The sequence below is a fragment of the Streptomyces sp. NPDC048277 genome, assembly GCF_040652235.1.
Lineage (GTDB): Bacteria > Actinomycetota > Actinomycetes > Streptomycetales > Streptomycetaceae > Streptomyces.
Genome location: NZ_JBEZLQ010000002.1, coordinates 452,221 through 477,986, shown reverse-complemented (window position 1 = coordinate 477,986; position 25,766 = coordinate 452,221). Strand labels below are relative to the sequence as shown.

At 70.2% G+C, this 25,766-nt stretch carries 20 protein-coding genes; 9 read left to right on the top strand and 11 right to left on the bottom strand.

The window, feature by feature from the left end; translation table 11 throughout:
- Nucleotides 1-198 precede the first annotated feature (198 nt).
- The 5 genes from AB0D85_RS06820 to uvrC form a co-directional block, all read right to left on the bottom strand.
- The gene (locus AB0D85_RS06820; protein WP_362314646.1) at nt 199-3,153 is read right to left on the bottom strand and encodes a M14 family zinc carboxypeptidase; all 2,955 of its coding nucleotides are present in this window, start codon (nt 3,151-3,153) and stop codon (nt 199-201) included.
- Nucleotides 3,154-3,373: 220 nt separating this feature from the next.
- Nucleotides 3,374-4,363: a DNA-binding protein WhiA gene (gene whiA, locus AB0D85_RS06815; RefSeq protein WP_089100932.1), complete on the bottom strand. Its 990-nt coding sequence runs from the start codon at nt 4,361-4,363 to the stop codon at nt 3,374-3,376.
- Nucleotides 4,354-5,421 carry a uridine diphosphate-N-acetylglucosamine-binding protein YvcK gene (yvcK, locus tag AB0D85_RS06810; protein WP_362314642.1) on the bottom strand — a complete coding sequence of 356 codons (1,068 nt, stop codon included), beginning with the start codon at nt 5,419-5,421 and terminating at the stop codon, nt 4,354-4,356. Before yvcK ends, whiA begins: the two co-directional genes overlap by 10 nt.
- Nucleotides 5,418-6,464 (bottom strand): RNase adapter RapZ, encoded by a 1,047-nt coding sequence (rapZ, locus tag AB0D85_RS06805; protein WP_362314639.1) that lies wholly within the window; start codon nt 6,462-6,464, stop codon nt 5,418-5,420. Before rapZ ends, yvcK begins: the two co-directional genes overlap by 4 nt.
- Nucleotides 6,461-8,677, bottom strand: a complete 2,217-nt coding sequence (uvrC, locus tag AB0D85_RS06800; RefSeq protein ID WP_362314636.1) for an excinuclease ABC subunit UvrC — start codon at nt 8,675-8,677, stop codon at nt 6,461-6,463. The genes rapZ and uvrC overlap by 4 nt, the downstream gene beginning before the upstream one ends.
- A gap of 755 nt (nt 8,678-9,432) precedes the next feature.
- Between uvrC and AB0D85_RS06795 the strand changes: the two genes are divergently transcribed.
- On the top strand, nt 9,433-10,380 hold the full coding sequence (locus AB0D85_RS06795; RefSeq protein ID WP_362314633.1) for a hypothetical protein: 948 nt from the start codon (nt 9,433-9,435) through the stop codon (nt 10,378-10,380).
- Nucleotides 10,381-10,439: 59 nt separating this feature from the next.
- Here the strand turns inward: AB0D85_RS06795 and AB0D85_RS06790 are convergent, their stop codons facing one another.
- Complete coding sequence (locus AB0D85_RS06790) at nt 10,440-10,868, bottom strand: Rieske (2Fe-2S) protein (protein ID WP_362314630.1); 429 nt, start codon at nt 10,866-10,868, stop codon at nt 10,440-10,442.
- A gap of 240 nt (nt 10,869-11,108) precedes the next feature.
- On the opposite strand from AB0D85_RS06790, the gene AB0D85_RS06785 reads away from it, so the two are divergent.
- Both AB0D85_RS06785 and AB0D85_RS06780 read left to right on the top strand, forming a co-directional pair.
- Nucleotides 11,109-12,284, top strand: a complete 1,176-nt coding sequence (locus AB0D85_RS06785; RefSeq protein ID WP_362314627.1) for a LacI family DNA-binding transcriptional regulator — start codon at nt 11,109-11,111, stop codon at nt 12,282-12,284.
- Complete coding sequence (locus tag AB0D85_RS06780; RefSeq protein ID WP_362314624.1) at nt 12,281-13,192, top strand: carbohydrate kinase; 912 nt, start codon at nt 12,281-12,283, stop codon at nt 13,190-13,192. Before AB0D85_RS06785 ends, AB0D85_RS06780 begins: the two co-directional genes overlap by 4 nt.
- Nucleotides 13,193-13,371: 179 nt before the next feature.
- Here AB0D85_RS06780 and uvrA read toward each other — a convergent pair whose 3' ends face one another.
- Nucleotides 13,372-16,401 carry an excinuclease ABC subunit UvrA gene (gene uvrA / locus AB0D85_RS06775; protein ID WP_362314621.1) on the bottom strand — a complete coding sequence of 1,010 codons (3,030 nt, stop codon included), beginning with the start codon at nt 16,399-16,401 and terminating at the stop codon, nt 13,372-13,374.
- 224 nt (nt 16,402-16,625) lie between these two features.
- On the opposite strand from uvrA, the gene AB0D85_RS06770 reads away from it, so the two are divergent.
- From AB0D85_RS06770 to AB0D85_RS06750, 5 genes are all read left to right on the top strand, one after another.
- The gene (locus AB0D85_RS06770) at nt 16,626-17,312 is read left to right on the top strand and encodes a maleylpyruvate isomerase family mycothiol-dependent enzyme (protein WP_362314618.1); all 687 of its coding nucleotides are present in this window, start codon (nt 16,626-16,628) and stop codon (nt 17,310-17,312) included.
- Between the two features lie 62 nt (nt 17,313-17,374).
- Complete coding sequence (locus AB0D85_RS06765) at nt 17,375-18,031, top strand: MBL fold metallo-hydrolase (protein WP_362314616.1); 657 nt, start codon at nt 17,375-17,377, stop codon at nt 18,029-18,031.
- Between the two features lie 447 nt (nt 18,032-18,478).
- Nucleotides 18,479-19,363: an ABC transporter substrate-binding protein gene (locus tag AB0D85_RS06760; RefSeq protein ID WP_362314613.1), complete on the top strand. Its 885-nt coding sequence runs from the start codon at nt 18,479-18,481 to the stop codon at nt 19,361-19,363.
- Entirely contained in the window at nt 19,360-20,289 is a 930-nt protein-coding gene (locus AB0D85_RS06755) for an amino acid ABC transporter permease (protein ID WP_362314610.1), read from the top strand. The genes AB0D85_RS06760 and AB0D85_RS06755 overlap by 4 nt, the downstream gene beginning before the upstream one ends.
- Nucleotides 20,286-21,038 carry an amino acid ABC transporter ATP-binding protein gene (locus tag AB0D85_RS06750; RefSeq protein ID WP_362314606.1) on the top strand — a complete coding sequence of 251 codons (753 nt, stop codon included), beginning with the start codon at nt 20,286-20,288 and terminating at the stop codon, nt 21,036-21,038. The genes AB0D85_RS06755 and AB0D85_RS06750 overlap by 4 nt, the downstream gene beginning before the upstream one ends.
- Nucleotides 21,039-21,042: 4 nt before the next feature.
- On the opposite strand, the gene aroQ is transcribed toward AB0D85_RS06750, so the two are convergent.
- Nucleotides 21,043-21,516: a type II 3-dehydroquinate dehydratase gene (gene aroQ / locus AB0D85_RS06745; protein WP_362314603.1), complete on the bottom strand. Its 474-nt coding sequence runs from the start codon at nt 21,514-21,516 to the stop codon at nt 21,043-21,045.
- A gap of 173 nt (nt 21,517-21,689) precedes the next feature.
- Here aroQ and AB0D85_RS06740 point away from each other — a divergent pair, with 173 nt between their 5' ends.
- Nucleotides 21,690-22,961: an MFS transporter gene (locus AB0D85_RS06740; protein ID WP_362314599.1), complete on the top strand. Its 1,272-nt coding sequence runs from the start codon at nt 21,690-21,692 to the stop codon at nt 22,959-22,961.
- Between the two features lie 14 nt (nt 22,962-22,975).
- On the opposite strand, the gene AB0D85_RS06735 is transcribed toward AB0D85_RS06740, so the two are convergent.
- The 3 genes from AB0D85_RS06735 to AB0D85_RS06725 all read right to left on the bottom strand — a co-directional run bounded on the left by AB0D85_RS06735 (nt 22,976) and on the right by AB0D85_RS06725 (nt 25,623).
- Nucleotides 22,976-24,076: an ionic transporter y4hA gene (locus AB0D85_RS06735; protein WP_362314597.1), complete on the bottom strand. Its 1,101-nt coding sequence runs from the start codon at nt 24,074-24,076 to the stop codon at nt 22,976-22,978.
- A 115-nt stretch (nt 24,077-24,191) separates the two neighbouring features.
- Entirely contained in the window at nt 24,192-24,494 is a 303-nt protein-coding gene (locus AB0D85_RS06730) for a hypothetical protein (RefSeq protein ID WP_362314594.1), read from the bottom strand.
- A 127-nt stretch (nt 24,495-24,621) separates the two neighbouring features.
- A complete protein-coding gene (locus AB0D85_RS06725; protein ID WP_362314592.1) occupies nt 24,622-25,623 on the bottom strand; it encodes a TerC family protein in 1,002 nt (333 codons plus the stop codon).
- Nucleotides 25,624-25,766: the final 143 nt, after the last annotated feature.

Here is a 25,766-nt window from a genome sequence, read left to right as displayed (position 1 = left end):
GGTGACATCCAGATGCCCCATACACGGCGAGGCGGCCCGTACCCGCCAGTAGGGGTACGGACCACCTCGGATCGCGGGCCGAGTTGAACCGTTTTGCGGCGTTATATCGACCCGTTTTTACCGCGCTTTCACTCGTTCGTGAGCGGGTCGGCTCACTTGTCGAGTGCCGTTCATGTCATCTTTCGAGCGCCGTCCGCATCATCTGTCGAGTGCCGTCAACGCCTTCTTCACCAGAGCGGCACGATCGGCCGCGGAGCCGACCTGCTCCAGGCCGAAACCGAGCAGCACGGTGTCGTCGGTGGTGACCGCTCCGTACGTCTGGAACAGGGCTCCGGTGCGCGCCCAGTCCTTGAGGACGGCCGGGCTGCCCGCGGGCGGTCCGGTGACGCTCCAGGGACCCAGGGAGGTCTCGAAGCCCTCGGTCTCGGTGGCCGTGCCGCCGATCACGAGCGAGGTGTCGTCGGCGAGGACGCCATGGCCGCCGGTGCTCGGGTCGGTGATGTAGGCGAGGGAGACCTCGACCGACTTCCCGGCGTACGCGCTCAGGTCGAAGTTCACCGACTGCCACCCGCTGGAGCTGCCGGTGAGGCTGCTCCAGGACCCGCTGGTGCCGGTCGCGGCGCACTGGCCGTCGGCGATCGTGAGGTAGTGCTTGAGCCACGGGTGCTCGGCGATCAGGAAGCCGGCCCCGCACTCGCTCGGTACGGCGCTGCTGGTGGCGCCGCCCGCCTCGGGGAGGGTCGTCCAGTCGTCGGCGCCGGTGGTGTGCACCTCGACGACCGCGTGGTCGTAGCCCGGCTCGGTGTCCCACAGCAGCTTGGTACTGAGGGTCGGCTTGGCGGCGGCGCTGACACCGGTGAGATCGATGGTGCGGGTGAGGCGCTTGTAGGCGTCGTCGGTGTGGACGGCCGCCGCCATGTACGAACCGGTGTACGGCCCGTACGGATCGACGGTCCCGGCGAACCGGCCCGCGCCCGCGCTGGCGAACTGCGGGTAAGTGCTCGTGGGCAGCTCGTCCGAGGTGACGGCGTAGGTCCCGGCCTTGTCGAGCGGGTTGGCGGCGGTACCGCTCAGGGCCCCGGTGAAGCCCTCCAGCGCGCCGGATCCGGTGAAGCCGGTGGCCCCCGGGGTCGACGTACGGGAGTAGGCGCCCAGGTAGTACTGGCTGAAGTCGTTGGACGGGGTGCCGTCACCGAGGTCGACGCTGCCGCCGGCCAGTTCGCCCGCCTCGATCAGCTTGCCGCCCTCGTTGAGGTAGGCGCGCAGCTGGAGCTGGGTGTCGTTGCCGGGGCCGTTCGTACCGGAGTAGTGGACGACGGTCCTGAAGTGCTTCAGCACACCGAGCGCGTCGGGCGCCCCCTGGGTGGCGACGTCCCAGACGACCGCCTTGTGCCCGGCCGCCTTCAGCGCGTCGACGTAGGTCTGCGCCTGGGTGGCCTGCACGCCCTCCTCGGCGACGACGAGCGTGTCCGCCGTGGCGCGCCGGGCGACGGTGTAGGTGAAGTGCGAACCGGCGACCTTATTGCCGCTCTTCGTCCTCCCCGTGAACCACACCTCGACCTTGTCGCCCGGGTCGCCGTCCTTCACCTTGGCCCGGTACTCGTCGAAGTAGAGGTTGTCGTGACCGCCGTAGGTCTCGCCGCCCTTCCAGGGCTTGAGCGCCACATCGTGCGTACGGCCGCCGTTGACGCGGTACTTGAGCTCCTTGTCGCGCACCGCCTTCCGTACGACGACGGAGACCTCCTGGTCGGCGCCGCGCGAGTACGACGTGGTGAACGTGGCCGGGGTGAAGTCGGCGGCGCTCAGTCCGACCGAGGAGACCGGCCGGTCGGGGTGGGCGGCGGTCTCGGCGACGGAGAGCGCGAACGGGACGTTCTTCTCGAACTCGTCCTGGATCAGCTTCTCGTCGTCCGGGAAGTTGAAGACCGACTGGCAGTCGGCGGCGTTCCAGGCGTCGTTCGGATCGATGTTCGACGCGGTCTGGCAGGTCGACATCTCGGGGGTGAACATCGCCATGCCGTTGACGTTGGACGCGTGGCCGTCCGCCTCGCCGTTGGTGGTGTACAGCTCCGAGGAGACCTGCGAGTGGTAGCCGGGGATCGCCGGGTTGTCCGGGGTGCCGGCGAGCGCCTTGTAGAGGACGTCGTCCGGGGTCGGGGTGGCCACCTGCCAGCCGACGCCGTAGAGCAGCAGTTCGGCGGCGGAGTGGTAGTTGATGCCGTACGTGAACCCGATCCGCTTCTCGAAGTCGTCCAGCGCCCTGGTCTCGGGCTCGGACTCGGGGCTCGCGCCGCGGTACGTCTCACTGGTGGGGCTCGGGGACGACCCCTCGTCGTCGTAGCCCCACTTGTAGCCGAAGTTGCGGTTGAGGTCGACGCCGTCGCCGGTGGAGATGACACCGTCGCCGTTGACGTCCCGCAGGTTCTTGCGCCACAGACGGGTGCCGGAGTTCTGGAAGGTGTAGTCGTAGCCGTCGGGGTTGGCCGAGAGCACGAACCACAGCTCGGTCGAGTCGACGATCTTCTTGATGCGTTTGTCGCTGCTGTAGTTGTCCAGGTAGTAGTGCATCAGCCGGCGGGTCATCTCCGGTGTGATCCACTCACGCGCGTGCTGGTTGGACACGTACAGCACGGAGGGCTTGGAGCCGTCCTTCGACTTCTTCGCGCCCTTGGTCAGTTTGAGCGCGAGAATGTCCTGGCCGTCGATCGTCCTGCCGATGGACTCGACCTTGGTGAGACCGGGGTTGGCCTGCGCGGTCGCGAGGATCTCCGCCTCCAGCCCGCCGCTTCCGCCGTACGGGCGGAACACGCCCTGCGCGGCGCCCTCGACGCGCGCCTCGGCCCTGGCCGAGAGTGTGTGCTCGGTGAGGCCGACGCCCTGCTTCCGCAACGTCTTCGCCTGCTGGTCGGTGAGGTAGAGCTCGACTTCCGACTTCCCGGACCCGGCGACCTGGCCGCCGAGTTCATGGCCGTCCTGGCCGGCCTTGAGCAGCAGGGGAATCTGCTTCTTGGTGACGTCGGCGCGGTAGACCTTGACCTCGTCGGGGCCGGGCTTGGGTGAACCGCCGGTCTGTGCCTGGGCCACGGGTGCGAGGCCGGCTCCGCCGATCAGGAGCGCGACGACAGCGAGGATCGATCTCGCTCTGTGTCTCATGTACCCCCCTAGCAGTGGTCCGCCACGGCGGCGAACCCATGCCAGGCTCATGACACTCGATGATCGAGTCAAGGGCGACTCACGGACAACACATGGGCAATTCACACGTATGCCATGGGGAGCCCATGAACGCGCAAACGCCGGTGCGGACGACCGATCGGGTCGTCCGTACCGGCGAATTGACGTCGACTCAGCAGGGCTGAGCCGGGCTCAGCCCTGCTCAGCCCGCGAGGTTGTCCGCCAGCTCCTCGGAGAGGTTGGCCTCGGTGCCCGGGATGCCCAGGTCCGAGGCGCGCTTGTCGGCCATGGCGAGCAGGCGGCGGATCCGGCCGGCGACGGCGTCCTTGGTGAGCGGCGGGTCGGCGAGCGCGCCCAGCTCCTCCAGGGAGGCCTGCTTGTGCTCCATGCGCAGCCGGCCGGCCGCCGCGAGGTGCTCGGGGACCTCGTCGGCGAGGATCTCCAGGGCACGCTGCACGCGGGCACCGGCGGCGACGGCCGCGCGTGCGGAACGGCGCAGGTTGGCGTCGTCGAAGTTGGCGAGGCGGTTCGCGGTGGCGCGGACCTCGCGGCGCATCCGGCGCTCCTCCCAGGCCAGCACCGACTCGTGCGCGCCGAGGCGGGTCAGCAGGGCGCCGATCGCGTCACCGTCACGGACGACCACCCGGTCAACGCCGCGCACCTCGCGGGCCTTCGCCGCGATGGACAGCCGGCGCGCCGCGCCGACCAGGGCGAGCGCGGCCTCCGGGCCCGGGCAGGTCACCTCCAGGGAGGAGGAACGGCCGGGCTCGGTCAGCGAGCCGTGTGCGAGGAACGCGCCGCGCCAGGCCGCCTCCGCGTCACAGGTGGCCCCGGAGACCACCTGCGGGGGCAGACCCCGGATCGGGCGGCCCCGCCCGTCCACGAGGCCGGTCTGGCGAGCCAGCTGGTCGCCGCCGGCCACCACGCGCACCACGTAGCGCGAGCCGCGGCGCAGCCCGCCCGGTGCCATCACGATCAGCTCGGAGCTGTGGCCGAAGATCTCCAGGATGTCCCGCTTGAGGCGCCGGGCCGCCATCGCGGTGTCCAGCTCCGCCTCGATCACGATGCGCCCGCTCACCAGATGGAGGCCGCCCGCGAACCGCAGAATGGCGGAGACCTCAGCCTTCCGGCAGCAGGTCCGGGTGACGGGTAGCCGGGAGATCTCGTCCTTCACCGCTGCCGTCATCGCCATGGGCCGATCCTTCCATGCATCCGAAAAATACGGTCGTACGCGGCGGCCAACAGCTCCGGGTCATGCCGGGGTGAACCGTCGGTCCGGGCCACGGGGCCCAGCTCGACCGCGGCTCCGAACCGCTTGGCGGCCTCCGTGAGCGAGTCGCGGTCGGGCACGGCGGCCTCGTCGGCCAGCACCACGTCCAGGGCGAGTTTAGGGGCGTGTCGCCCCAAAACCTCCAAATGACGCTGCGGGGAGAAGCCTTCGGTTTCTCCCGGCTGGGGTGCCAGGTTCAGGGACAGGACCTTACGCGCCTTGGTCTCGTTGAGCGCGTCGAACAGCTCGGGGACGAGCAGATGCGGGATCACCGAGGAGAACCAGGACCCCGGGCCGAGCACCACCCAGTCCGCGTCCAGCACGGCGGCGACCGCCTCCGGCACCGCCGGCGGGTCGTGCGGCACCAGATGCACGGACTGCACCTCGCCGGGGGTGAGCGCCACGGTGGCCTGCCCCCGGACGATGTCCACCTCCTCCGGCCGCTCGGGGTCATGCCCCTTGACCAGGGCCTGCAGCTCCAGCGGCACCGCGGACATGGGCAGCACCCGCCCGTGCGCGCCGAGCAGCTTGCCGACCAGGTCCAGGGCCTGGACATGGTCGCCGAGCTGTTCCCACAGCGCGACGATCAGCAGATTGCCGACCGCGTGGTCGTGCAGGTCGCCCTTGGAGTGGAAGCGGTGCTGGATGACCCGGGCCCAGGTCTGGCCCCAGTCGTCGTCGCCGCACAGCGCGGCGAGCGCCTTGCGCAGGTCGCCGGGCGGCAGCACACCCAACTCGTCGCGCAGGCGCCCGCTGGAGCCGCCGTCGTCGGCCACGGTGACCACGGCGGTGAGATCGCCGGTGATCCGGCGCAGTGCGGCGAGCGAGGCGGACAGGCCCATGCCGCCGCCCAGGGCGACCACCTTGGGCTGAGCGCCGCGGCGGCGCGGCCGGGCGCCACGGGCCTCGACGGGACGGCCCGCGCGGGTCTCGGGCACCACCCGGCGCAGCCTGCCCAGCCGTGCAGAACGTCCGGTCACTCGCGCCCCATGTCCCGGTGCACGACTACGGTCTCCACTCCCTCGGCGGCCAGGCGGGCGGCGAGCTTCTCGGACACGGCGACCGAGCGGTGCTTACCACCCGTGCAGCCGATGGCGATGGTCACGTACCGCTTGCCCTCGCGCCGGTACCCGGTCGCGATCAGCCGCAGCAGCTCGGCGTACCGGTCGAGGAACTCCTTGGCACCCGGCTGGTTGAAGACGTACGCCGACACCTCTTCGTTGAGGCCGGTGTACGGGCGCAGCTCCGGCACCCAGTGCGGGTTGGGCAGGAACCGCATGTCGGCGACCAGGTCGGCGTCGACCGGCAGGCCGTACTTGAACCCGAACGACATCACCGTCGCCCGCAGCTCGGGCTCCTCCTCGCCGGCGAACTGCGCGTCCATCTTCGCGCGCAGCTCGTGCACGTTCAGGCTGGAGGTGTCGATCACCAGGTCGGCGTCGCCCCGCAGCTCCCGCAGCAGCTCGCGTTCGGCGGCGATGCCGTCGACGATCCGGCCGTCGCCCTGGAGCGGGTGCGGGCGGCGCACCGACTCGAAGCGCCGGACCAGGGCGTCGTCGGACGACTCGAGGAAGACGATCCGGCGGGTGACGCCCCGGCTGTCCAGGTCGGCGAGGGACTCGCGCAGGTTGTCGAAGAAGCGCCGGCCGCGCACGTCGACGACGACCGCGATCCGTGCCACGTTCCCCTGGGAACGGGCGCCCAGCTCGACCATGGTGGGGATGAGGGCCGGCGGGAGGTTGTCCACGACGAACCAGCCGAGGTCCTCCAGACACTTGGCCGCCGTCGAACGGCCGGCTCCCGACATGCCGGAGATGATCACCAGCTCGGGGATGGCCGCCTCGGGGACCCCGGCCGGACTGGCATCCGTACTCACTTCTGCTCCGTTTTCCTGGACCGCTACCGCTTCCGCTTGCTGCGGCTGATCCTGGCGCGCCTCGTTGTGCGTTTCCTTGGCCGCGCCCTGCGTTTCGCTGAACGCCGGATCTCGCTGGGCTGTGTGCTGTGCGTCGTGCTCGGTCATCTCTCCTGCCCCCGTCGATCGTCCGGGGCGCCCGCGGGTACGGGCTCCCCCGAGGCGTCCGCCGTCGTCTCGGGCGCCTCGTCTTCCCTGTCATCCATGATCTCTCCGGTCGCCGTGTTCACGGCGGGTGCGGCCGGGGCCGCCTGGGCAAGGGCCGCGGCGATGGTCTCGGCCGTCTTGCGGCCTATCCCGGGGACTTCCTGAATCTGCTCGATTGTGGCGGACCGCAGCTTCTTCACCGAGCCGAAATGCTTGATCAACGCCTGTTTGCGGGTCTCACCGAGGCCCGGCACCTCGTCCAGGGGGCCGGAACGGAAGCGCTTGGCGCGCTTGGTGCGCTGGTAGGTGATGGCGAAGCGGTGCGCCTCGTCGCGGACGCGCTGGAGCAGATACAGACCCTCGCTGGAGCGGGGCAGGACCACGGGGTCGTCGTCCTCGGGCAGCCAGACCTCTTCGAGGCGCTTGGCCAGGCCGCAGACGGCGATGTCGTCGATACCGAGTTCGTCGAGCGCCCGTTTGGCCGCGGCGACCTGGGGCCGGCCGCCGTCGACGACCACGAGCTGCGGCGGGTACGCGAACTTCTTGGGCCGGCCGTCCTCGTCCTTGAAACCGTTGACCGAGCCGGTCTCGGTATCGGGTTCGGTGCCGGGTTCGGTGCCGGGTTCGGCGTCGGTGCCGTTTTCGGTGCTGGTGCCAGTGCTGGTGCGGGTACCGGTGTCGGTGCCGTCTTCGATTCCGGTTCCGGTTCCGGGGAAGGTTCCGGCCGCCGTGAGGGTGGTTTCGGCGTCGTCCTCCACCCACTCCCCGGTCCTCTCCTTGTCGGCGAGGTAGCGGCGGAAGCGGCGGGTGATCACCTCGTGCATGGAGCGCACGTCGTCCTGGCCGGCGAAGCCCTTGATCTGGAAGCGGCGGTACTCGCCCTTGCGCTGCAGTCCGTCCTCGAAGACGACCATGGAGGCCACCACGTCGTCGCCCTGGAGGTGGGAGATGTCGTAGCACTCGATACGCAGCGGGGCGCTGTCCAGGTCCAGGGCGTCGGCGATCTCCTCCAGCGCGCGCGAGCGGGTGGTGAGGTCGGAGGCGCGCTTGGTCTTGTGCAGGGCGAGTGCCTGCAGGGCGTTGCGCTGCACGGTCTCCATCAGGGCCTTCTTGTCGCCGCGCTGCGGGATGCGCAGCGAGACATTCGACCCGCGGCGGCCGGTCAGCCACTCCTGGACCGGCTCGACGGGCTCCGGCAGGGCCGGAACCAGCACCTCCTTGGGAACCGCGTCCCCGGTCTCCTCGCCGTACAGCTGCTGGAGGGCGTGCTCGACGAGAGCCCCGGTGGTGACCTCCTCCACCTTGTCCGTGACCCAGCCGCGCTGGCCGCGGACGCGCCCACCGCGCACATGGAAGATCTGGACGGCCGCCTCCAGCTCGTCCTCGGCGACGGCGATGAGGTCGGCGTCGGTCGCGTCGGCGAGCACGACCGCGTTCTTCTCCATGGCCTTCTTCAGTGCCTCGATGTCGTCGCGCAGCCGGGCGGCCCGCTCGTACTCCATCTCCTCGGCGGCCTCCATCATCTGGTGCTCCAGACGGCGGAGGTAGGTGCCGGTGCGGCCGGCCATGAACTCGCAGAACTCCTCGGCCAGTTCGCGGTGCTCCTCGGCGGGGATCCGGCCGACGCAGGGGGCCGAGCACTTGCCGATGTAGCCGAGCAGGCAGGGGCGGCCGGTACGGGTGGCGTTCTTGAACACCCCGGCGGAACAGGTGCGCACCGGGAACACGCGCAGCAGCAGGTCGACGGTGTCCCGGATCGCCCACGCGTGGCCGTATGGCCCGAAGTAGCGGACGCCCTTCTTCTTGTGACCGCGCATCACCTGGACGCGCGGGAACTCCTCGTTCATCGTCACCGCGAGGTACGGGTAGCTCTTGTCGTCGCGGTACTTGACGTTGAACCTGGGGTCGTACTCCTTGATCCAGGAGTACTCCAGCTGGAGCGCCTCGACCTCCGTGGACACCACGGTCCACTCCACGGACGCGGCGGTGGTGACCATCGTCCGGGTGCGGGGGTGCAGGCTCGCCAGGTCCTGGAAGTAGTTCGCCAGGCGCTGGCGCAGGCTCTTCGCCTTTCCGACGTAGATCACCCGGCGGTGCTCGTCTCGGAACCTGTACACCCCGGGAGAGTCCGGGATCTGTCCCGGCTTGGGGCGGTAGCTGGAGGGGTCGGCCATGTCTCACACCCTACTGGCGCACACCGACACCGCGACGGGCCTGTGGACAACCCTCGACGGGGATGGCGGGGCCTACGAGGCCGGTGAGTGACCGGGAACACGGGGGGCCGGGCCCGGCGGGGGTGGCGGGGTCTGGAGGGCTCCTGGGCGTAGCCGACGGGGCAGGGGGCGCCCGGGGCACCGGACCGGTCGGGCTCCTGGGACGCGGGACCAGCGGTACCTGCCCCGAGGCGGCAGCCAAAGCGTGCAGCGGTGCGGCCGTCCGGCGTCTGAGCGAGGGCCTCGCGCTTCCGGCGTGACCAGGGCCGCGGCCGGCGGCCCGCCAGGACTACGGACCTTGAAATCGGCCACCTCGGCAACATCCCGAGCCGTTCGGGCACGCCACCGCCGCTGGCCCGGTCGGTGGCCGTGGCGGAGCCGTCGAGCCGATCAGGGCGGCCCCTGTGCCGCTTCCTCCGTAAATCGGCGCCTTCCACGTGAACGATCTCCGGTCCCGGGGCGGCGTCGGTGCCGCCCCGCCCGCCGGATCCCGCCGTCGACGGGGTCACGCCTCGGCCAGGTGGGCGCCCCCGGCCGGACGAAGGTGTTGTCGGGGATTGGTCAACACGCTTCAATGCGGGGGAACTCGGGGCCGTGAGCGACGGCCTGCGGACGCGGCGTACCCAGGTGCGGCCGCCCCCGGCGCCGACGGGGTGGCCCCGAACCCGCGCCAACGGCCTGACCAGCCGTTGACCCCCCGAGAGAAAGGCCCCTGCATGCGGCATGGCATACAGCACGCGGACGTCGCCACCGCGGAACTGGACTCGGCCCTGCGCGGCGGCCCCTTCCATGTGGCTCTGCGCGCCGCGATCGCCGCCCGTGGGCTGCCGCTCCAACGTGTGCAGCACCATCTGTCGCGCTACGGGGTCAAGGTGGGCGTCACCAGCCTGAGTTACTGGCAGCAGGGGGCCCGCCGCCCGCAGCGCCCGGAGTCGCTGCGGGCCGTCCGCGCACTGGAGGAGATCCTCCAGCTCCCGGACGAGTCCCTGATCCGGCTGCTCGCCGACTCCGACCAGGACCCCGCCGTGCGCCGCCCCGCGACCCGCTCCTACCGCTCGCTGATCGAGGCCTCCGACGTCCAGGACCGGTTGCAGGCCGAGCTCGGCTGGTCCCTCGACGGCGGCCTGCACACCCTGGGACACCACGAGCGGGTGCGGATCGGCGTCCACCGCGAACTGGCCGCCCGCGAGTCGCAGCACATCGTGCGCGCCCACCGGGACGGCATCGACCGCTTCGTGGCCGTCCACCACGGTGACCCCGGCTGCGCCCCGCAGCACATGACCGTGCGCGCCCTGGAGAACTGCCGCACGGGTCGCCTCCGTTCGGACCCGGAGACCGGCCTCCTCATCGCCGAACTCCTCTTCGGCACCCGCCTGCGCTCGGGCGACACCTTTCTCTTCCGCTATGTCGTCGAGGACGGTACGGCCGGTGTCTCACGCGAGTACGTCCGCGATTTCGGTTTTCCCGGCGGCCAGTACACCCTCCAGGTGCGCTTCGCCACCGACGCACTGCCGACGCACTGCCACCGGTTCGCCCAGCACTCGGCAGCCGCCCCGCGCAGCGGCCGGCAGGCGCTGCCGCTGAGCGGGCTGCACCGCTCCGTCCATCTGGTCGAGCCCCGGGTGCGGCCGGGTCTCCTGGGAATCGGCTGGGACTGGGAATGAACCGGCGCTGAACCGGCCCCGTGGGCGGCGATCCGGTCCAGCGTGTCGTGCCGCCCTGATCAGGCGCCCGGCCCCGCCACGATCCGGCCGTTCGCGGCCTTGACCGGCAGCTCGTTCAACGGCTCGGTGGCCGGCGACCGCACCACCTTTCCGGTCATGGCGTCGAACTCGCTGCCGTGACAGGGGCAGACCAGCGTCGTGCCCTGCAGCTTGTTGATCGGGCACCCCGCGTGCGTGCAGACGGTGCTGTAGGCCTTGAGCGCCCCGTCTGCGGACCGGCTGACGACGAGGTTGTGCTCCCGGTAGAGCTTGGCGTCGCCCTTGGTGAGCTCGCTCTCGGCCCCGAGGTCGACCGGCGCGGTCGGCGTCGCGTCCGCCGAGGCCGCACCGTCGGGTGCGGAACAGGCGGCCAGCCCCAGCCCGGCGACCGGTGTCACCGCCGCCCCGCGCAGGACGGTACGGCGGCTCGCGGAGGGTCGGGCGGGCATGCGGGGCTCCAGATGGGTCGGGATCGTGCAGGGCGACGATACCTGGGCGGATCTGTCCCGCTTCGGGGTGGGTCGGGGTGCGGGCGAGGGCCGACCCGAAAGGACGTAAACGCTTGCGTAAGCGTTTACGCGGCGTCGGCGAATGAGGTAGCTTCCCGGCCGAAGGCCCACGGCGAACCTGGCGTGGGAGCCGAGGAACCCTGCCCGGGCGGGAAGCGGAGAAGGAGAGAAGGGGAGCCCATGCCCACCATGGCCGACGTGGCTCGGAGTGCCGGAGTCTCCGTGGCGACCGTCTCCCATGTGCTCAACGAGACCCGTCCGGTGCTGCCCCACACCCGTCAGGCCGTGCTCGACGCCATCGAGGAGCTGGGCTACACCCCCAACACCCTCGCCCGCTCCCTGGTGACCTCTCGCACCCGCTCCATCGGGCTCGCGGTGTCGGCCATCAGCAACCCGTACTTCACGGAGATCCTCCAGGGCGTCGAGGCCGCCGTACTGGAGCACGGCTACGGCCTGCTCATCGCCGACCCGCACGACGACCCCGAGCACGAACGCAAGGTCGTCCAGCTTCTCCACGAACGCCGCGTCGACGGCATGATCGTCGCCCCCTCCGCCGACCCGCGCGAACTCCTCGCCTACCTCGACCGCCACGCGGTGCCGACCGTCCTCCTCGACCGGGTGCTCGACGGCCGCGCGGACACCGCCCCGCGCTTCGACCAGGTCTGCGCCGAGAACACCGAACCGATGGCCCGGCTCGTCACTCACCTCGCCGGTCTCGGGCACCACAGGATCGGCCTGGTCGCGGGGCTGCCCGGGCTGAGCACGACGAGCGAGCGGATCACCGGCTACCGGCAGGGGCTCGCCGCCACCGGGCTGCCCTTCGACGAGAACCTGGTCGTCTCCGGCAACTCCGAGTCCGCGCGCGCCGAGCAGGCCACCGCCGCCCTGATGTCGCTCGCCGTCCCGCCCACGGCGCTCGTCACCGCCAACAACGCGATGACCATCGGCGCCCTTCGCGCCCTGCGCACACACGGCTTCTCCGTGCCGCACGACATCGCCCTGTGCTGCTTCGACGACTTCGCCTGGGCCGACCTGTTCTCCCCCCGGCTCACCGCTGTCGCCCAGCCCAGCAAGGAGATCGGCGCCGAGGCGGTCCGGGTGCTCCTCGAACGGCTGGCCTCACCCGACCGGCCCGCCCGGACCGTACGGCTCCCGTGCACCCTCGCGCACCGGACGTCGTGCGGGTGCCGGGAGGAGGACGGCGGGGCCGACGCGGCCACGCGGGACCGGTCGGGTGAGGCTGGCCGGCAGTCCGCGCAGGCCTCGTCGGCACGGTCCCCTCAGCAGTCCGCACACTCCCAGCGGGTCCCCCGCTCCGGACATCCCGAGCACCCCGAGAAAGGAACCCTCTCGTGATCGTCGTCGCCGGTGAGGCACTGATCGACCTGGTACCGCAGGGCACGGGCGCCCTCGCGCCGCTGCAGCCGGCGCTCGGCGGCGGCCCGTACAACACGGCCGTGGCCCTCGGCCGCCTCGGCTCTCCCACCACGTTCTGCTCCCGTACCTCGCACGACGCCTTCGGCGAGGCGCTGCTGGACGGGCTGCGACGGGCGAATGTGGATGTGTCCCTCGTGGAGCGCGGCACGGAGCCGACCACCCTGGCGGTTGCCACGATCGACCCGCACGGCTCCGCCTCCTACTCTTTCTACGTCGACGGCACCGCCGACCGTCTGTTCGCGGCACCCGCCGACCTCCCCGCCACGACACGTGCCGTCTCCTTCGGCACGCTCTCGCTCGCCCTGGAGCCGGGGGCGAGCGCCTACGAGGAGTTGATGCGCAGCGCGGCCGGGCAGGGCCTGTTCACCGCCCTCGACCCGAACATCCGGGCAGGTCTGATTCCGGACCCGAACGCCTACCGGGCGCGCTTCAAGAGCTGGCTGCCCTCGGTGACTCTCCTCAAGCTCTCGGAGGAGGACGCGCTGTGGCTGGGCGGAACCCCGCGCGAATGGCTGGCGTCGGGTCCCTCGGCCGTCGTGATCACCCATGGCGGCGACGGCCTCAGCGCCTTCACCCGCGACGGCACCGTGTACGCCGTCCCCGGTGAGAAGGTCGACGTCGTGGACACGATCGGTGCGGGTGACACCGTGAACGCGGCTCTGCTGCACGGCCTGGCCGCCCAGGACACCCTGTCCGCCGAAGCGCTCCTGGGACTGGGCGCCGACGGCTGGACGAGGCTGTTGCGATTCGCGGCGCGGGCAGCCGCGATCACCTGCTCCCGGGCGGGTGCGGAGCCGCCGTACGCCTCCGAACTCGGGGACATATAAGGGATGTTCGGCTCTCTGTCGCCGATTGACCGGTGCCGCTGATTCCGCTGTTGAGGAGTCAAGGTTCGTCGTGGCCGCAGAGATCGGGCGGCTGACTGTGCAACGAGCGGCGCCTCGCGGAAAGTTCCCGCGAGGCGCCGCACTTTTCTGGATTTGTCCGAGCCCGTGGCCCGGTGGCCTCAGGCCTTGGGGGCCCGCGTCGTCTTCTTCGCGGGCGCCGCCTTCTTGGTGACCCCGGCCGCCTTCTTCGTGGCCGCGTTGTTGGCGGTACTGGCGGTCGCCGTCTTCTTCGCGGTCGACGTGGCCGCGACCGTCTTCTTCGCCGCCGTCTTGCGCGGGGCCTTCACCGAACTGGCGTCGCTGACGCGGTCGGCGCCGAGGATCTCGCGCAGGAACTTGCCGGTGTGGCTGGTCGGGACGCCGGCGACCTCCTCGGGCGTGCCCTCCGCGACGACGAGTCCGCCACCGGCGCCGCCTTCGGGACCCATGTCGACGACCCAGTCCGCGGTCTTGATCACGTCGAGGTTGTGCTCGATGACGATGACCGTGTTGCCCTTGTCGACGAGGCCGGCGAGGACCTTCAGCAGCTTGCTGATGTCCTCGAAGTGCAGACCGGTGGTCGGCTCGTCGAGGACGTAGACCGTGCGTCCGGTGGAGCGCTTCTGCAGTTCGCTGGCGAGCTTCACGCGCTGAGCCTCGCCGCCGGACAGGGTGGTCGCGGACTGACCGAGGCGGACGTAGCCGAGGCCGACGTCCTTCAGCGTGTTGAGGTGGCGGGCGATCGAGGGGACCGCCTCGAAGAACGACGTGGCCTCCTCGATCGGCATGTTCAGGACCTCGGAGATGGACTTGCCCTTGTAGTGGACCTCCAGGGTCTCCCGGTTGTAGCGGGCGCCGTGGCAGACCTCGCACGGGACGTAGACGTCCGGGAGGAAGTTCATCTCGATCTTGATCGTGCCGTCGCCCGCGCAGTTCTCGCAGCGGCCGCCCTTGACGTTGAAGGAGAAGCGGCCCGGCAGGTAGCCGCGGACCTTCGCCTCGGTGGTCTCGGCGAACAGCTTGCGGATGTGGTCGAAGACGCCCGTGTACGTAGCCGGGTTGGACCGCGGGGTGCGGCCGATGGGCGACTGGTCGACGTGCACGACCTTGTCGACGAGGTCGTCGCCGTCCACACGCGTGTGCCTGCCGGGGACGTTCCGCGCGCCGTTCAGCTCACGGGCGAGGTGCGTGTACAGGATGTCGTTGACCAGCGTCGACTTGCCGGAGCCGGACACACCCGTGACGGCCGTGAACACGCCGAGCGGGAAGGACACGTCGATGTCCTGGAGGTTGTTCTCGCGGGCGCCGTGCACGGTGAGCCGACGGGACGGGTCCTGGGGGCGGCGGATGTCGGGCAGCGGGATCGACTTCTTGCCGGACAGGTACTGGCCGGTCTGCGACTCGTCGTTGGCGAGCAGTTCCTTGAGGGAGCCGCTGTGCACGACCTTGCCGCCGTGCTCGCCGGCGCCGGGGCCGATGTCGACGACCCAGTCGGCGACCTTGATGGTGTCCTCGTCGTGCTCGACGACGATGAGCGTGTTGCCCATGTCGCGCAGCCGGACCAGGGTCTCGATGAGCCGGTGGTTGTCGCGCTGGTGCAGGCCGATCGACGGCTCGTCGAGGACGTACAGGACGCCGACGAGACCGGAGCCGATCTGGGTGGCCAGGCGGATGCGCTGGGCCTCGCCGCCGGAGAGGGTGCCGGCCGCGCGGTTCAGCGAGAGGTAGTCCAGGCCGACGTCGACCAGGAACTTCAGCCGCTCGTTGACCTCCTTGAGCACACGCTCGGCGATCTTCTTGTCGCGCGCGTTGAGCTTGAGCTCGCCCAGGAAGTCGGCGCAGTCGCTGATGGACATCGCCGAGACCTCGGCGATCGACTTGTCCATGATCGTGACCGCGAGGACGATCGGCTTCAGGCGCGTGCCCTCACAGGTCGGGCAGGGCACCTCGCGCATATAGCCCTCGAAGCGCTCACGGCTGGCGTCGCTCTCGGCCTCGCTGTGCCGGCGCTTGACGAACGGCACGGCGCCCTCGAAGGGCGTGGTGTACACGCGCTCGCGGCCGTACCGGTTGCGGTAGCGGACCTCGATCTGCGTCTTGTGGCCGTAGAGCAGGGCCTTCTTGGCGCGCTGCGGCAGGCCGGCGAAGGGGATGTCGGTGCGGAAGCCCAGCGCGTCGGCAAGGGCGCCGATCAGACGGCCGAAGTAGTCCTTGGTGTGCCCGTGCGACCAGGGGTGGATGGCGCCCTCGTCGAGGGACTTGTCCTCGTCCGGGACGATCAGCTCCGGGTCGACCTCCATGCGCGTGCCGATGCCGGTGCACTCGGGGCAGGCGCCGAAGGGCGAGTTGAAGGAGAAGGAGCGGGGCTCGAGCTCCTCGAAGGACAGGTCGTCGTACGGGCAGTACAGGTGCTCCGAGTACATGCGCTCGCGCTCGGGGTCGCCCTCGGGGAGGTCGACGAAGTCGAGCACGACCATGCCGCCGGACAGGCCGAGCGCGGTCTCCACGGAGTCGGTGAGGCGGCGCTTGGCGGACTCCTTCACCGTGAGACGGTCGATGACCACCTCGATGGTGTGCTTCTCCTGCTTCTTCAGCGTCGGCGGGTCGGAGAGCTGGACGGTCTCGCCGTCCACGCGCGCGCGGCTGTAGCCCTTGGTCTGGAGGTCGGCGAAGAGGTCGACGAACTCGCCCTTGCGCTCGCGCACCAGCGGCGACAGCACCTGGAAGCGGCTCCCCTCCGGAAGCTCCAGGACCTTGTCGACGATGGCCTGCGGCGACTGGCGCGAGATCGGGCGGCCGCACTGGGGGCAGTGCGGCTTGCCGATGCGCGCGAAGAGCAGCCGCAGGTAGTCGTAGACCTCGGTGATGGTGCCGACCGTCGAGCGCGGGTTGCGCGAGGTCGACTTCTGGTCGATGGACACCGCCGGGGACAGGCCCTCGATGAAGTCCACGTCCGGCTTGTCCATCTGCCCGAGGAACTGGCGGGCGTACGAGGAGAGCGACTCCACGTAGCGACGCTGGCCCTCGGCGAAGATCGTGTCGAAGGCAAGGGAGGACTTGCCCGACCCGGACAGGCCCGTGAAGACGATGAGCGAGTCACGAGGCAGGTCGAGCGAGACATTCTTCAGGTTGTGCTCGCGCGCGCCACGGACGATGAGACGGTCGGCCACAGCCGGTCCGCACCTTTCTTGAGAGAAGTGACAGGGGCAGGGCCCCGTGCTTCTTCAGACTAGGGGGAGCCACTGACAACGCCGGTCGGATTCCTGGATGGGTAAACAATCCCGGGCCATCCAGCATGCCCGACGCCGCCACCGACGATATAGCACGCGCATTCGATTTACGGAGCTGGTGCGAAACCTTCACCCGAAGGAGTGGCAGGGCTAGTGTCAGCGCCATGATTGATCACGCTCATGACCTGGCATCTGTGCAGGAAGCGACGGAGCGACTCCTCACCGCAGTCGCCCCACTGGACAACGCGTCCGTCGCGCGACCGTCACGGCTGCCCGGCTGGACGGTCGGCCATGTCCTCGCGCACCTCGCCCGCAACGCGGACGCGCTGACGAACGTCCTCGACGGGCGCCCCATGTACGCCTCCGCCGAGGCCCGCGACGCCGACATCGAGCGGGACGCGCCGCGGCCACTCGACGCCCAGGTCGCCGACCTGCGCGCATGCGACGCTCGCTTCCGGGCCCGGGGCGCCGAGCCGGCGGACTGGACACGCACGGTGGAACTGCGCAACGGGGTCACCGACTCGGCGGCGCAGGTGCCGTTCCGGCGCTGGGCCGAGGTCGAGCTGCACCATGTCGACCTCGGGACCGGGTACGAGCTGGAGGATCTTCCGGAGGAGTTCACGGAGCGGGAGATCGACTTCCTCGCGCATCGCTTCCTCGCGCACCCCGACGTCCCGGCGACACGGATCACGGACGGCACGCGCGCGTGGCGCACCGGACAGGAGGCCCCCGAGGCGGAGCTCACCGTCACCGGCGGGCCGGCGGATCTGCTGGGCTGGCTCTCCGGCCGCCGTGACGGCTCGGCCCTGACGGTGACGGGCGGCACCCTGCCCGCGCTCCCTCCGCTGTAGCGCACGGCACCTCTGTACCGCACGGCACCTCGTCGGCCACTGCCCGCTATAGGCTGACCGTCATGACGTACAGCGGAGAGGTGACGGTCGGCGGACCGGCGGACGTGCACGAGCTCAAGGACCTGATGATCACCAAGATCGCGGTCGGGCCGATGGACAACAACGCCTATCTGCTGCGCTGCCGCGCCACGGACGAGCAGTTGCTGATCGACGCGGCCAACGACGCGGAGACCCTGCTGGGCATGATCGGTGACGACGGCATCGCGTCCGTCGTCACCACGCACCAGCACGGCGACCACTGGCAGGCGCTGGCCGAGGTCGTCGCCGCCACCGGCGCGCGGACCTACGCGGGCCGCGAGGACGCCCCCGGCATCCCGGTCACCATCGACGTCCCCGTCGACGACGGCGACGTCATCCGGGTCGGCCGCGTGGAGCTGACCGCCCGCCATCTGGTCGGCCACACCCCCGGCTCCATCGCGCTGGTCTACGACGACCCGCACGGCCATCCGCACGTCTTCACCGGGGACTGCCTCTTCCCCGGCGGTGTCGGCAACACGTTCAAAGACCCGAAGGCCTTCGCGAGCCTGATCCACGACGTCGAGACGAAGATCTTCGACGCCCTGCCGGACGAGACCTGGGTGTACCCGGGGCACGGCAACGACACCACGCTGGGCACGGAGCGCCCGCACCTTCCGGAGTGGCACGCGCGCGGATGGTGAGAGTGGGGTGCGCGCCTGGGCATGGGCACGAGGGCGCGCACCCTTGGACGTGAGCGCGCCCGCAGGCCGCGCATCCCGCGCTCACGCCCCGCTCACGAACCCCAACGCACGCCCGGCGCACACCACTTCACACGCGCCCGGCGCGCAAGCCTCGTACGCCCCGCGGAGTCTCATCGCGCGCCCCGTGTGAAGAGTTCGCACACGCCGGAGCCCAGCGCACGCTCCCCGCGCGCGTTGTTGCGCGGTCAACTGGGAGTAGCCCCGCACAGGATGACGGCTCCTGCGCGGTACGGGCCGCCGGTCATCAATCCCCGCCCTCGGCCGGCGGCCCCGGCGCGTCCACCGCGCAGCGGGCAACGTTCACAAGACCGCAACACCCGTTCCCAGCATGCGGACAAATACCCCTTTGACCTGGACAAACGCGGCGTTCGCTGTCACTCTCCCGCCATGCACCTCGCCCCGAGCGCGCTGCGTCGCGCTGTCGCCGCCGCCACCATAGCCCTGCTCGCCACCGCTGTCGGCTGTGCTCCCCAGCCGGACGAGAAGGCGTCCGGCACGTCCTCCTCGACGGCCGGAACCACCTGCGCCAAGGGCAAGTTGGCCACCCAGACCTCCGGCAAGCTGACGATCGCGACGGACGAACCGGCGTACGAGCCGTGGTTCAAGGACGACAAGCCGGCCAATGGCAAGGGCTTCGAGTCGGCGGTCGCCTACGCCGTGGCGAAGCAGCTCGGGTACGACAAGAGCGCGGTCGTCTGGCAGAGCGTGCCGTTCAACAAGGCGTTCGCGCCCGGCGTGAAGACCTTCGACTTCGACATCAACCAGGTGTCCATCAGCACCGAGCGCAAGAAGGCCGTGGACTTCTCGTCCGGCTACTACGACGTGCGCCAGGCGGTCGTCGCGCTCAAGGGCAGCAAGGCCGCGAAGGCGACGAGCATCGCCGGCCTCAAGGGGCTCAAGCTGGGCGCCCAGGTCGGCACGACGAGCCTGAACTACATCAGCGACGTGGTGAAGCCGTCGCAGGAGGCGGCCGCGTTCTCCAAGAACGACCAGGCCGTGTCGGCGCTCAAGAACGGCCAGGTGGACGCCATCGTCGTCGACCTGCCGACCGCCTTCTACATCACCGCCGCCCAGGTGACGAACGCCGAGATCGTCGGCCAGTTCGAGAACCAGGGCGACACGCCCGAGCAGTTCGGGCTCGTCCTGGACAAGGGCAGTGGCCTCACGTCCTGCGTGTCCTCGGCCGTGGACGCCCTGCGCAAGGACGGCACCCTGGCCAAGCTGGAGAAGCAGTGGCTGTCGGACGCCGTCGACGCTCCGGTGCTCAAGTGACGGTCGCCAAGGACGAGTCCGGCCAGGAGGGCACGGACGACAAGGGCGACATGCCCGTCGGCACCCCCGCGGGCGCCGACGGTTACAGCCCCTCCGAACGGCGGCTGGAGCGGGAGCGCTACAAGCGTGCCCGCGCCCGTCGGGCGACCGCGATCGCCGCGCTGTCGACCCTGGTCACGGCCGTCGTCCTGTACGTGGTCGTGGTCAGCGCGCCGGGCTGGGAGCGCACCAAGGAGACCTTCTTCGACGGGCAGTACGCGCGCGAGGCGTTCCCCAAGGTGCTCGAAGGACTGTGGCTCAACGTCCGGCTGCTGCTGATCTGCGGCGTGCTGGTGCTCGTCCTCGGCATGCTGATCGCCATCGCCCGCACGCTGCCGGGGCCGGTGTTCTTCCCCCTGCGGGCACTGGCGGCGGCGTACACGGACTTCTTCCGCGGTCTGCCGCTGATCATCAACCTGATGATCGTGGTCTTCGGGGTACCCGCGCTGCGCCTCCAGGGCGTGACCGTCGATCCCGTACTGCTGGGCGGAACAGCGCTGACGCTGACGTACTCCGCGTACGTCGCCGAGGTGTTCCGCGCGGGCATCGAGTCCGTGCACCCCTCGCAGCGCGCCGCGGCCCGCTCGCTGGGGCTGACCAACCGGCAGGCGCTGCGGTACGTGGTGCTCCCCCAGGCCGTACGCCGTCAGGTGCCGCCGCTGCTGAACGACCTGGTGTCGCTGCAGAAGGACACCGGGCTCGTGTCGATCGGCGGCGCGATCGATGCCGTACGGGCGGCCGACATCATCGCCCAGCGCAGCCTCAACTACACGCCGTACATCGTCGCCGGGCTGGTCTTCGTGGCCCTGACCATCCCGATGACCCGCTTCACGGACTGGGTGACGGCCCGGATGGACCGTCAGCGGGCCCAGGGAGGATCCATATGAGCGACGCGCCCGTCCTGCGCATGGAGTCCGTCCGCAAGACCTTCGGCGACTCGGTCGTCCTGCGGGACGTCGACCTGGAGCTCGCCCCGCACACGGTGACCGCGCTGATCGGCGCCTCGGGGTCCGGGAAGTCGACGCTGCTGCGCTGCGCCAACCTCCTCGAGGAGATCGACGACGGCGCGATCTGGCTGGACGGCGAGGAGATCACCGACCCGCGCGCCGACCAGGACGCGGTGCGCCGCCGTATCGGCGTGGTCTTCCAGGCGTACAACCTCTTCCCGCACATGACCGTGCTGGACAACATCACGCTGGCGCCGCGCCGGGTGCACGACGTCTCCCGCGCGGAGGCCGAGGAGCGGGCCAGGGAGCTCCTGGAGCGCCTCGGGCTGGGTGCCAAGGCGGGCGCCTATCCCGACCGGCTGAGCGGCGGCCAGCAGCAGCGTGTGGCGATCGTGCGCGCTCTGGCCGTACGGCCCCGGCTGCTGCTGCTCGACGAGATCACCGCCGCCCTCGACCCGGAACTGGTGGGCGAGGTGCTCACCGTGGTCCGTGACCTGAAGGACGAGGGCATGACGATGGTGCTGGCGACGCACGAGATGGGCTTCGCCCGCGACGTCGCCGACCAGGTCTGCTTCCTGGACGGCGGTGTCGTCCTGGAACGCGGTACCGCCGATCAGGTGTTCGGCGACCCGCAGCAGGAGCGCACCCGGCGCTTCCTGCGGCGGATCGTGGAGGCCGGGCGGCTCTGAGGCGCTACGCGTCGGCGGTGGCGGCGCCGACCAGTGCCGCCACCCGCTCCACGCCGAACGCATAGCCCTGCACACCGCATCCCGCGATCACACCGTCGGCACGCATCGAGACGTACGAGTGGTGCCGGAACGACTCGCGCTTGTGGATGTTGGAGATGTGGACCTCCAACACCGGCATGCCGTCGCAGGTGTTGAGGGCATCCAGGATCGCGACCGAGGTGTGCGAGTAGGCGCCCGGGTTGATGACGATCCCGCAGTGGTCGAGTCGTGCCTTGTGGATCCAGTCGACCAGTTCGCCCTCGTGGTTGGACTGCCGGAAGTCCACGGTGCCTCCGTGCGCGGCCGCCGTCTTGGCGCACAGTGCCTCGATGTCGGCGAGTGTGTCGGAGCCGTAGATCTCGGGCTGACGCTGGCCGAGCAGGTTCAGATTGGGCCCGTTCAGGATCATGATCGGGGCGTTGGCCAGGGTGCGTGGCACGATTCCTCCGGCTCCGTAGGGGTGATGAACGGTCCTGGGCGGACCGCGGCTCAGACCGGTTTATCACGGTGCGCCGGGGCGCCTGCGAAGGGCGCCGTGCGCCCCCGTAACTCACGATCACCGTGGGTAGTTGACGCAGCATGCACGATGCACGCACCGTAAGGGCCCCTTCGATGCTGCGGCTGGCGGCCGCCTCGCTCGCCGGGACCGCGATCGAGTTCTACGACTTCTTCGTCTACGGCACGGCCGCGGCGCTCGTTCTGGGACCGCTGTTCTTCCCGACGTTCTCGCCGCTCGCGGGGACGCTGGCGGCGTTCGGGACGTTCGGCGTGGGGTTCGTGGCCCGGCCGCTGGGCTCGGTGCTGTTCGGGCACATCGGGGACCGCCGCGGCCGGCGTCCCGTACTGTTCGCGTCCTTGCTGCTGACCGGCGCCTCGACGGTCGCGGTCGGGTGCGTACCGGGGTACGACACGATCGGCGTCGCCGCCCCGGTGCTGCTGCTGGTGCTGCGCTTTCTGCAGGGGCTGGGGCTCGGCGGGGAGTGGGGCGGAGCGGTGCTGCTGACCGCGGAGCACGCGCCCGCCGGGCGACGCGCCCTGTGGTCGAGTTTTCCGCAGATCGGTCCGGCCATCGGCTTTCTGCTCGCGAACGGCGTGATGCTGGCCCTGTCGGCGTCGCTGTCCGACGCGCAGTTCGCGCAGTGGGGGTGGCGGGTGCCGTTCTGGGCGGCCGGGACACTGGCGCTGGGCGGGCTGTGGCTGCGGTCCTCGCTCGCCGAGAGCCCCCGGTTCCTGGAGATCCACGAGCACGCGCGCATGCCGTTCGCGGAGGTCGTACGGCACCACTGGCGGCTGGTGCTGCTGACGGCGGGGGCGCTCGCGGTCGGGTACGCGGTGTTCTACGCGGTGACGACCTGGTCGCTGGCGTACGGGACGGAGCGGCTCGGGGTGAGCCGTACCGTCATGCTGATCTGCATCATGGCCGCCGTGGTGGTGAAGGGCTCCCTCACACCGGTGATGGCCCTGCTCGGCGACCGCTATGGGCGGAAGCCGTTGTGCCTGTTGGGGTGCACGGCCTCGGTGCTGTGGATGTTCCCGATGGTCGCGCTGCTGGCGACCGGTCAGCCTCTGCTGATGTTCCTCGGGTTCACGGGCGCGCTGATCTCCTTCGTCACCATGTTCTCGGTCGTCGCCGCCTATCTGCCGGAGCTGTACGAGCCACGGGTGCGCTGCACCGGGGCCGCCGTCGGGTACAACCTCGGCGGGGTCCTCGGCGGCGCGCTCACGCCGATCATGGCGACGGCGCTGGCGGAACACAGCGGTCGTGTGCCGTGGGGTGTGGGGGCGTATCTGACGGCGATCGCGCTGCTGAGCCTCGGCTGCTTCGCACTGCTGCCGGAGACGCGTCCGGTGCCGGTGACGGCGGTCGAGGCGGTCACCGGATAGAGGCGCGAAGCCCGCTACGGGTTGATCGCCAGCTCCAGATAGGCGAAGAACACCACCAGGTGGACGCCGCCCTGCAGCGGTGTGGCCCGGCCCGGCACGACCGTCAGGGAACTGACGACGACGGTCAGCGCGAGCAGCAGCATGTGGGTCGCGCCGAGTCCGAGGACCAGGGGGCCGGGGAGCCAGACGGACGCGAGGGCGACGGCGGGGATGGTCAGGCCGATGCTGGCCATGGCGGAGCCGAGCGCCAGGTTGAGACTGGTCTGCACGCGGTCGCGGCGGGCGGAGCGCAGGGCGGCGATGGTCTCGGGGAGCAGCACCAGCAGGGCGATGATCACACCGACGACGGCCTGGTGCAGGCCGGCCGCCTCCACACCGGACTCGATCGTCGGCGACACGCCCTTGGCCAGTCCGACGACGCCGATCAGGGCCAGGCCCAGCAGGCTGAGGCTGATCCATGCCGTGCGCGCGGACGGGGCCTGGGCGTGGTCATCGGCGGTGATCACCTCGCCCTGCCGGGTGATCGGCAGGAAGTAGTCACGGTGGCGGACGGTCTGGGTCGCCACGAACAGGCCGTACAGGATCAGTGAGGACAGGGCCGCGAAGGTCAGCTGGATACCGGAGAACTCCGGGCCCGGTCTGCTGGTGGTGAAGGTCGGCAGTACCAGGCTGAGCGTGGCCAGGGTGGCCACGGTCGCGAGGGCGGCGCCGGTGCCCTCGGGGTTGAAGACCGCGGTGCCGTGGCGGAGCGAGGCGACGAGAAGGCAGAGGCCGACGATGCCGTTACAGGTGATCATCACGGCGGCGAAGACGGTGTCCCGGGCCAGGGTGGAGCTCTTGTCACCGCCGTCGGCCATGAGGGTGACGATCAGGGCGACCTCGATGATCGTGACGGCGATGGCGAGAACCAGGGAGCCGAAGGGTTCGCCGACCCGGTGGGCCACGACCTCGGCGTGGTGGACGGCGGCGAGGACCGATCCGGCGAGGACCACGGTCACCACCGCGACGACCGCGCCGGGCAGATGGCGGCCCCAGGTGAACAGGAGCAGGACGACCGCGAGCACCGGCACGAGGAACGTCCACTGGGGGGTGAGCGACCGGAGCCGAGTGATCATGCAGCGATGGTGGCAGAGGCGTACGGGGTTCGCATTCCGGTCCTTTCGGGCTCCGGGGGCCCTGCCGCCAGTAGGGCACGGCCCCCGGGTCGTACGGGCGCGGTCGGTCGAGCGGCTACCTGAAGTCGGTCATGTCCACGACGTCACAGTCGGCGAAGGACGGCGGCCGGGTGCACAGGGCGGCCATCTGCTCGGCGAACTTGCTTGTCTCGGGGTCGTTGCTGTTCTGCATGGCCTCCTCGTAGGAGTTGAACTCGATCACGCCGAGGTAGTGGCCGGGCCGGCTCCGGTCCCTGAGGATCAGGCGGCGGGTGGGGCCGCCCTCGCGGCCGGCGAATTGGCTGTCCATGCCGTCGGCGAGTTCCTTCATCTCGTCGATGCGGTCGGTTTCGAAGTCGATGATCTGGACGAACGTCACACTGCCTCCACCGGGCGGTGGCGTCCCCGGCCAGGGACGCCCTGCACCCAAAGGAAGCATCGGGAGCGGTGGTCGGCAATCGGCTTCGCACCGCTCCGCGGGGTGGTTGTTCCTACGTCTGACGTGGTCAGACGTCGATGCTGTCCTTCGGAGCGCCTTCGCTCCGTGCCTGCGCCGCCTCGGCCGCCGCCTGCTTCCTGGAGACCCTCAGGCTGGTGATCGTGGTGACGATCAGGACCGCGCAGATGACGCCGAGCGAGACCGGGATGCTGATCTCCGGGACATGGACGCCGGACTCGTGCAGGGCGTGCAGCACCAGCTTGACGCCGATGAAGCCGAGGATGACCGACAGGCCGTAGGACAGGTGGACCAGCTTCTTCAGCAGTCCGCCGATGAGGAAGTACAGCTGCCGCAGGCCCATCAGCGCGAAGGCATTGGCCGTGAAGACGATGTACGGGTCCTGCGTCAGGCCGAAGATCGCGGGGATGGAGTCCAGCGCGAACAGGACATCGGTCGTACCGATCGCGAGCATCACGACCAGCATCGGGGTCATGACCCGCTTGCCGTTCTGCTGGATCCACAGCTTGGTGCCGTGGTACCGGTCGGCCACGCCGAACTTGCGCTCCGCGGCCTTGAGCAGCTTGTTCTCCTCGAACTCCTCTTCCTCGTCGTCGGTCCGGGCCTCCTGGATGAGCTTCCAGGCGGTCCAGATCAGGAAGGCGCCGAAGAGGTAGAAGACCCACGAGAAGCTGGCGAGAATCGCTGCGCCCGCGGCGATGAAGACGGCCCTCAGGACCAGGGCTATGAGGACGCCGACGAGCAGCACCCGCTGCTGGTACTGCGAGGGCACGGCGAACTTCGCCATGATCAGGACGAAGACGAAGAGGTTGTCGACGCTCAGCGACTTCTCGGTGATGAAGCCCGCGAAGAACTCTCCGGCGGGCTGCCCGCCGGAGAAGACGAGCAGGCCGAGGCCGAAGAGTCCGGCCAGGGCGATCCAGACGACGGTCCAGATTCCGGCTTCCTTGACGGACACGTCATGCGGTTTGCGGCCGATGAAGAAATCGACCGCGATCAGGGCGGCCAGCCCCAGGACGGTGAGGACCCACAGGGTCACGGACACATCCACTGCGCCTCCGGTTCGTGAACAGGCAAAGGGTCAGCGTCATCGCTGCCGGAGGTCTCTTCCACCCGAGACGGGCCGACGCCCCGGGATCCGGTCGGATCCGTATTGACGGGTACGCCGCAGCAGACAGGGAGTACTCCCCTCCG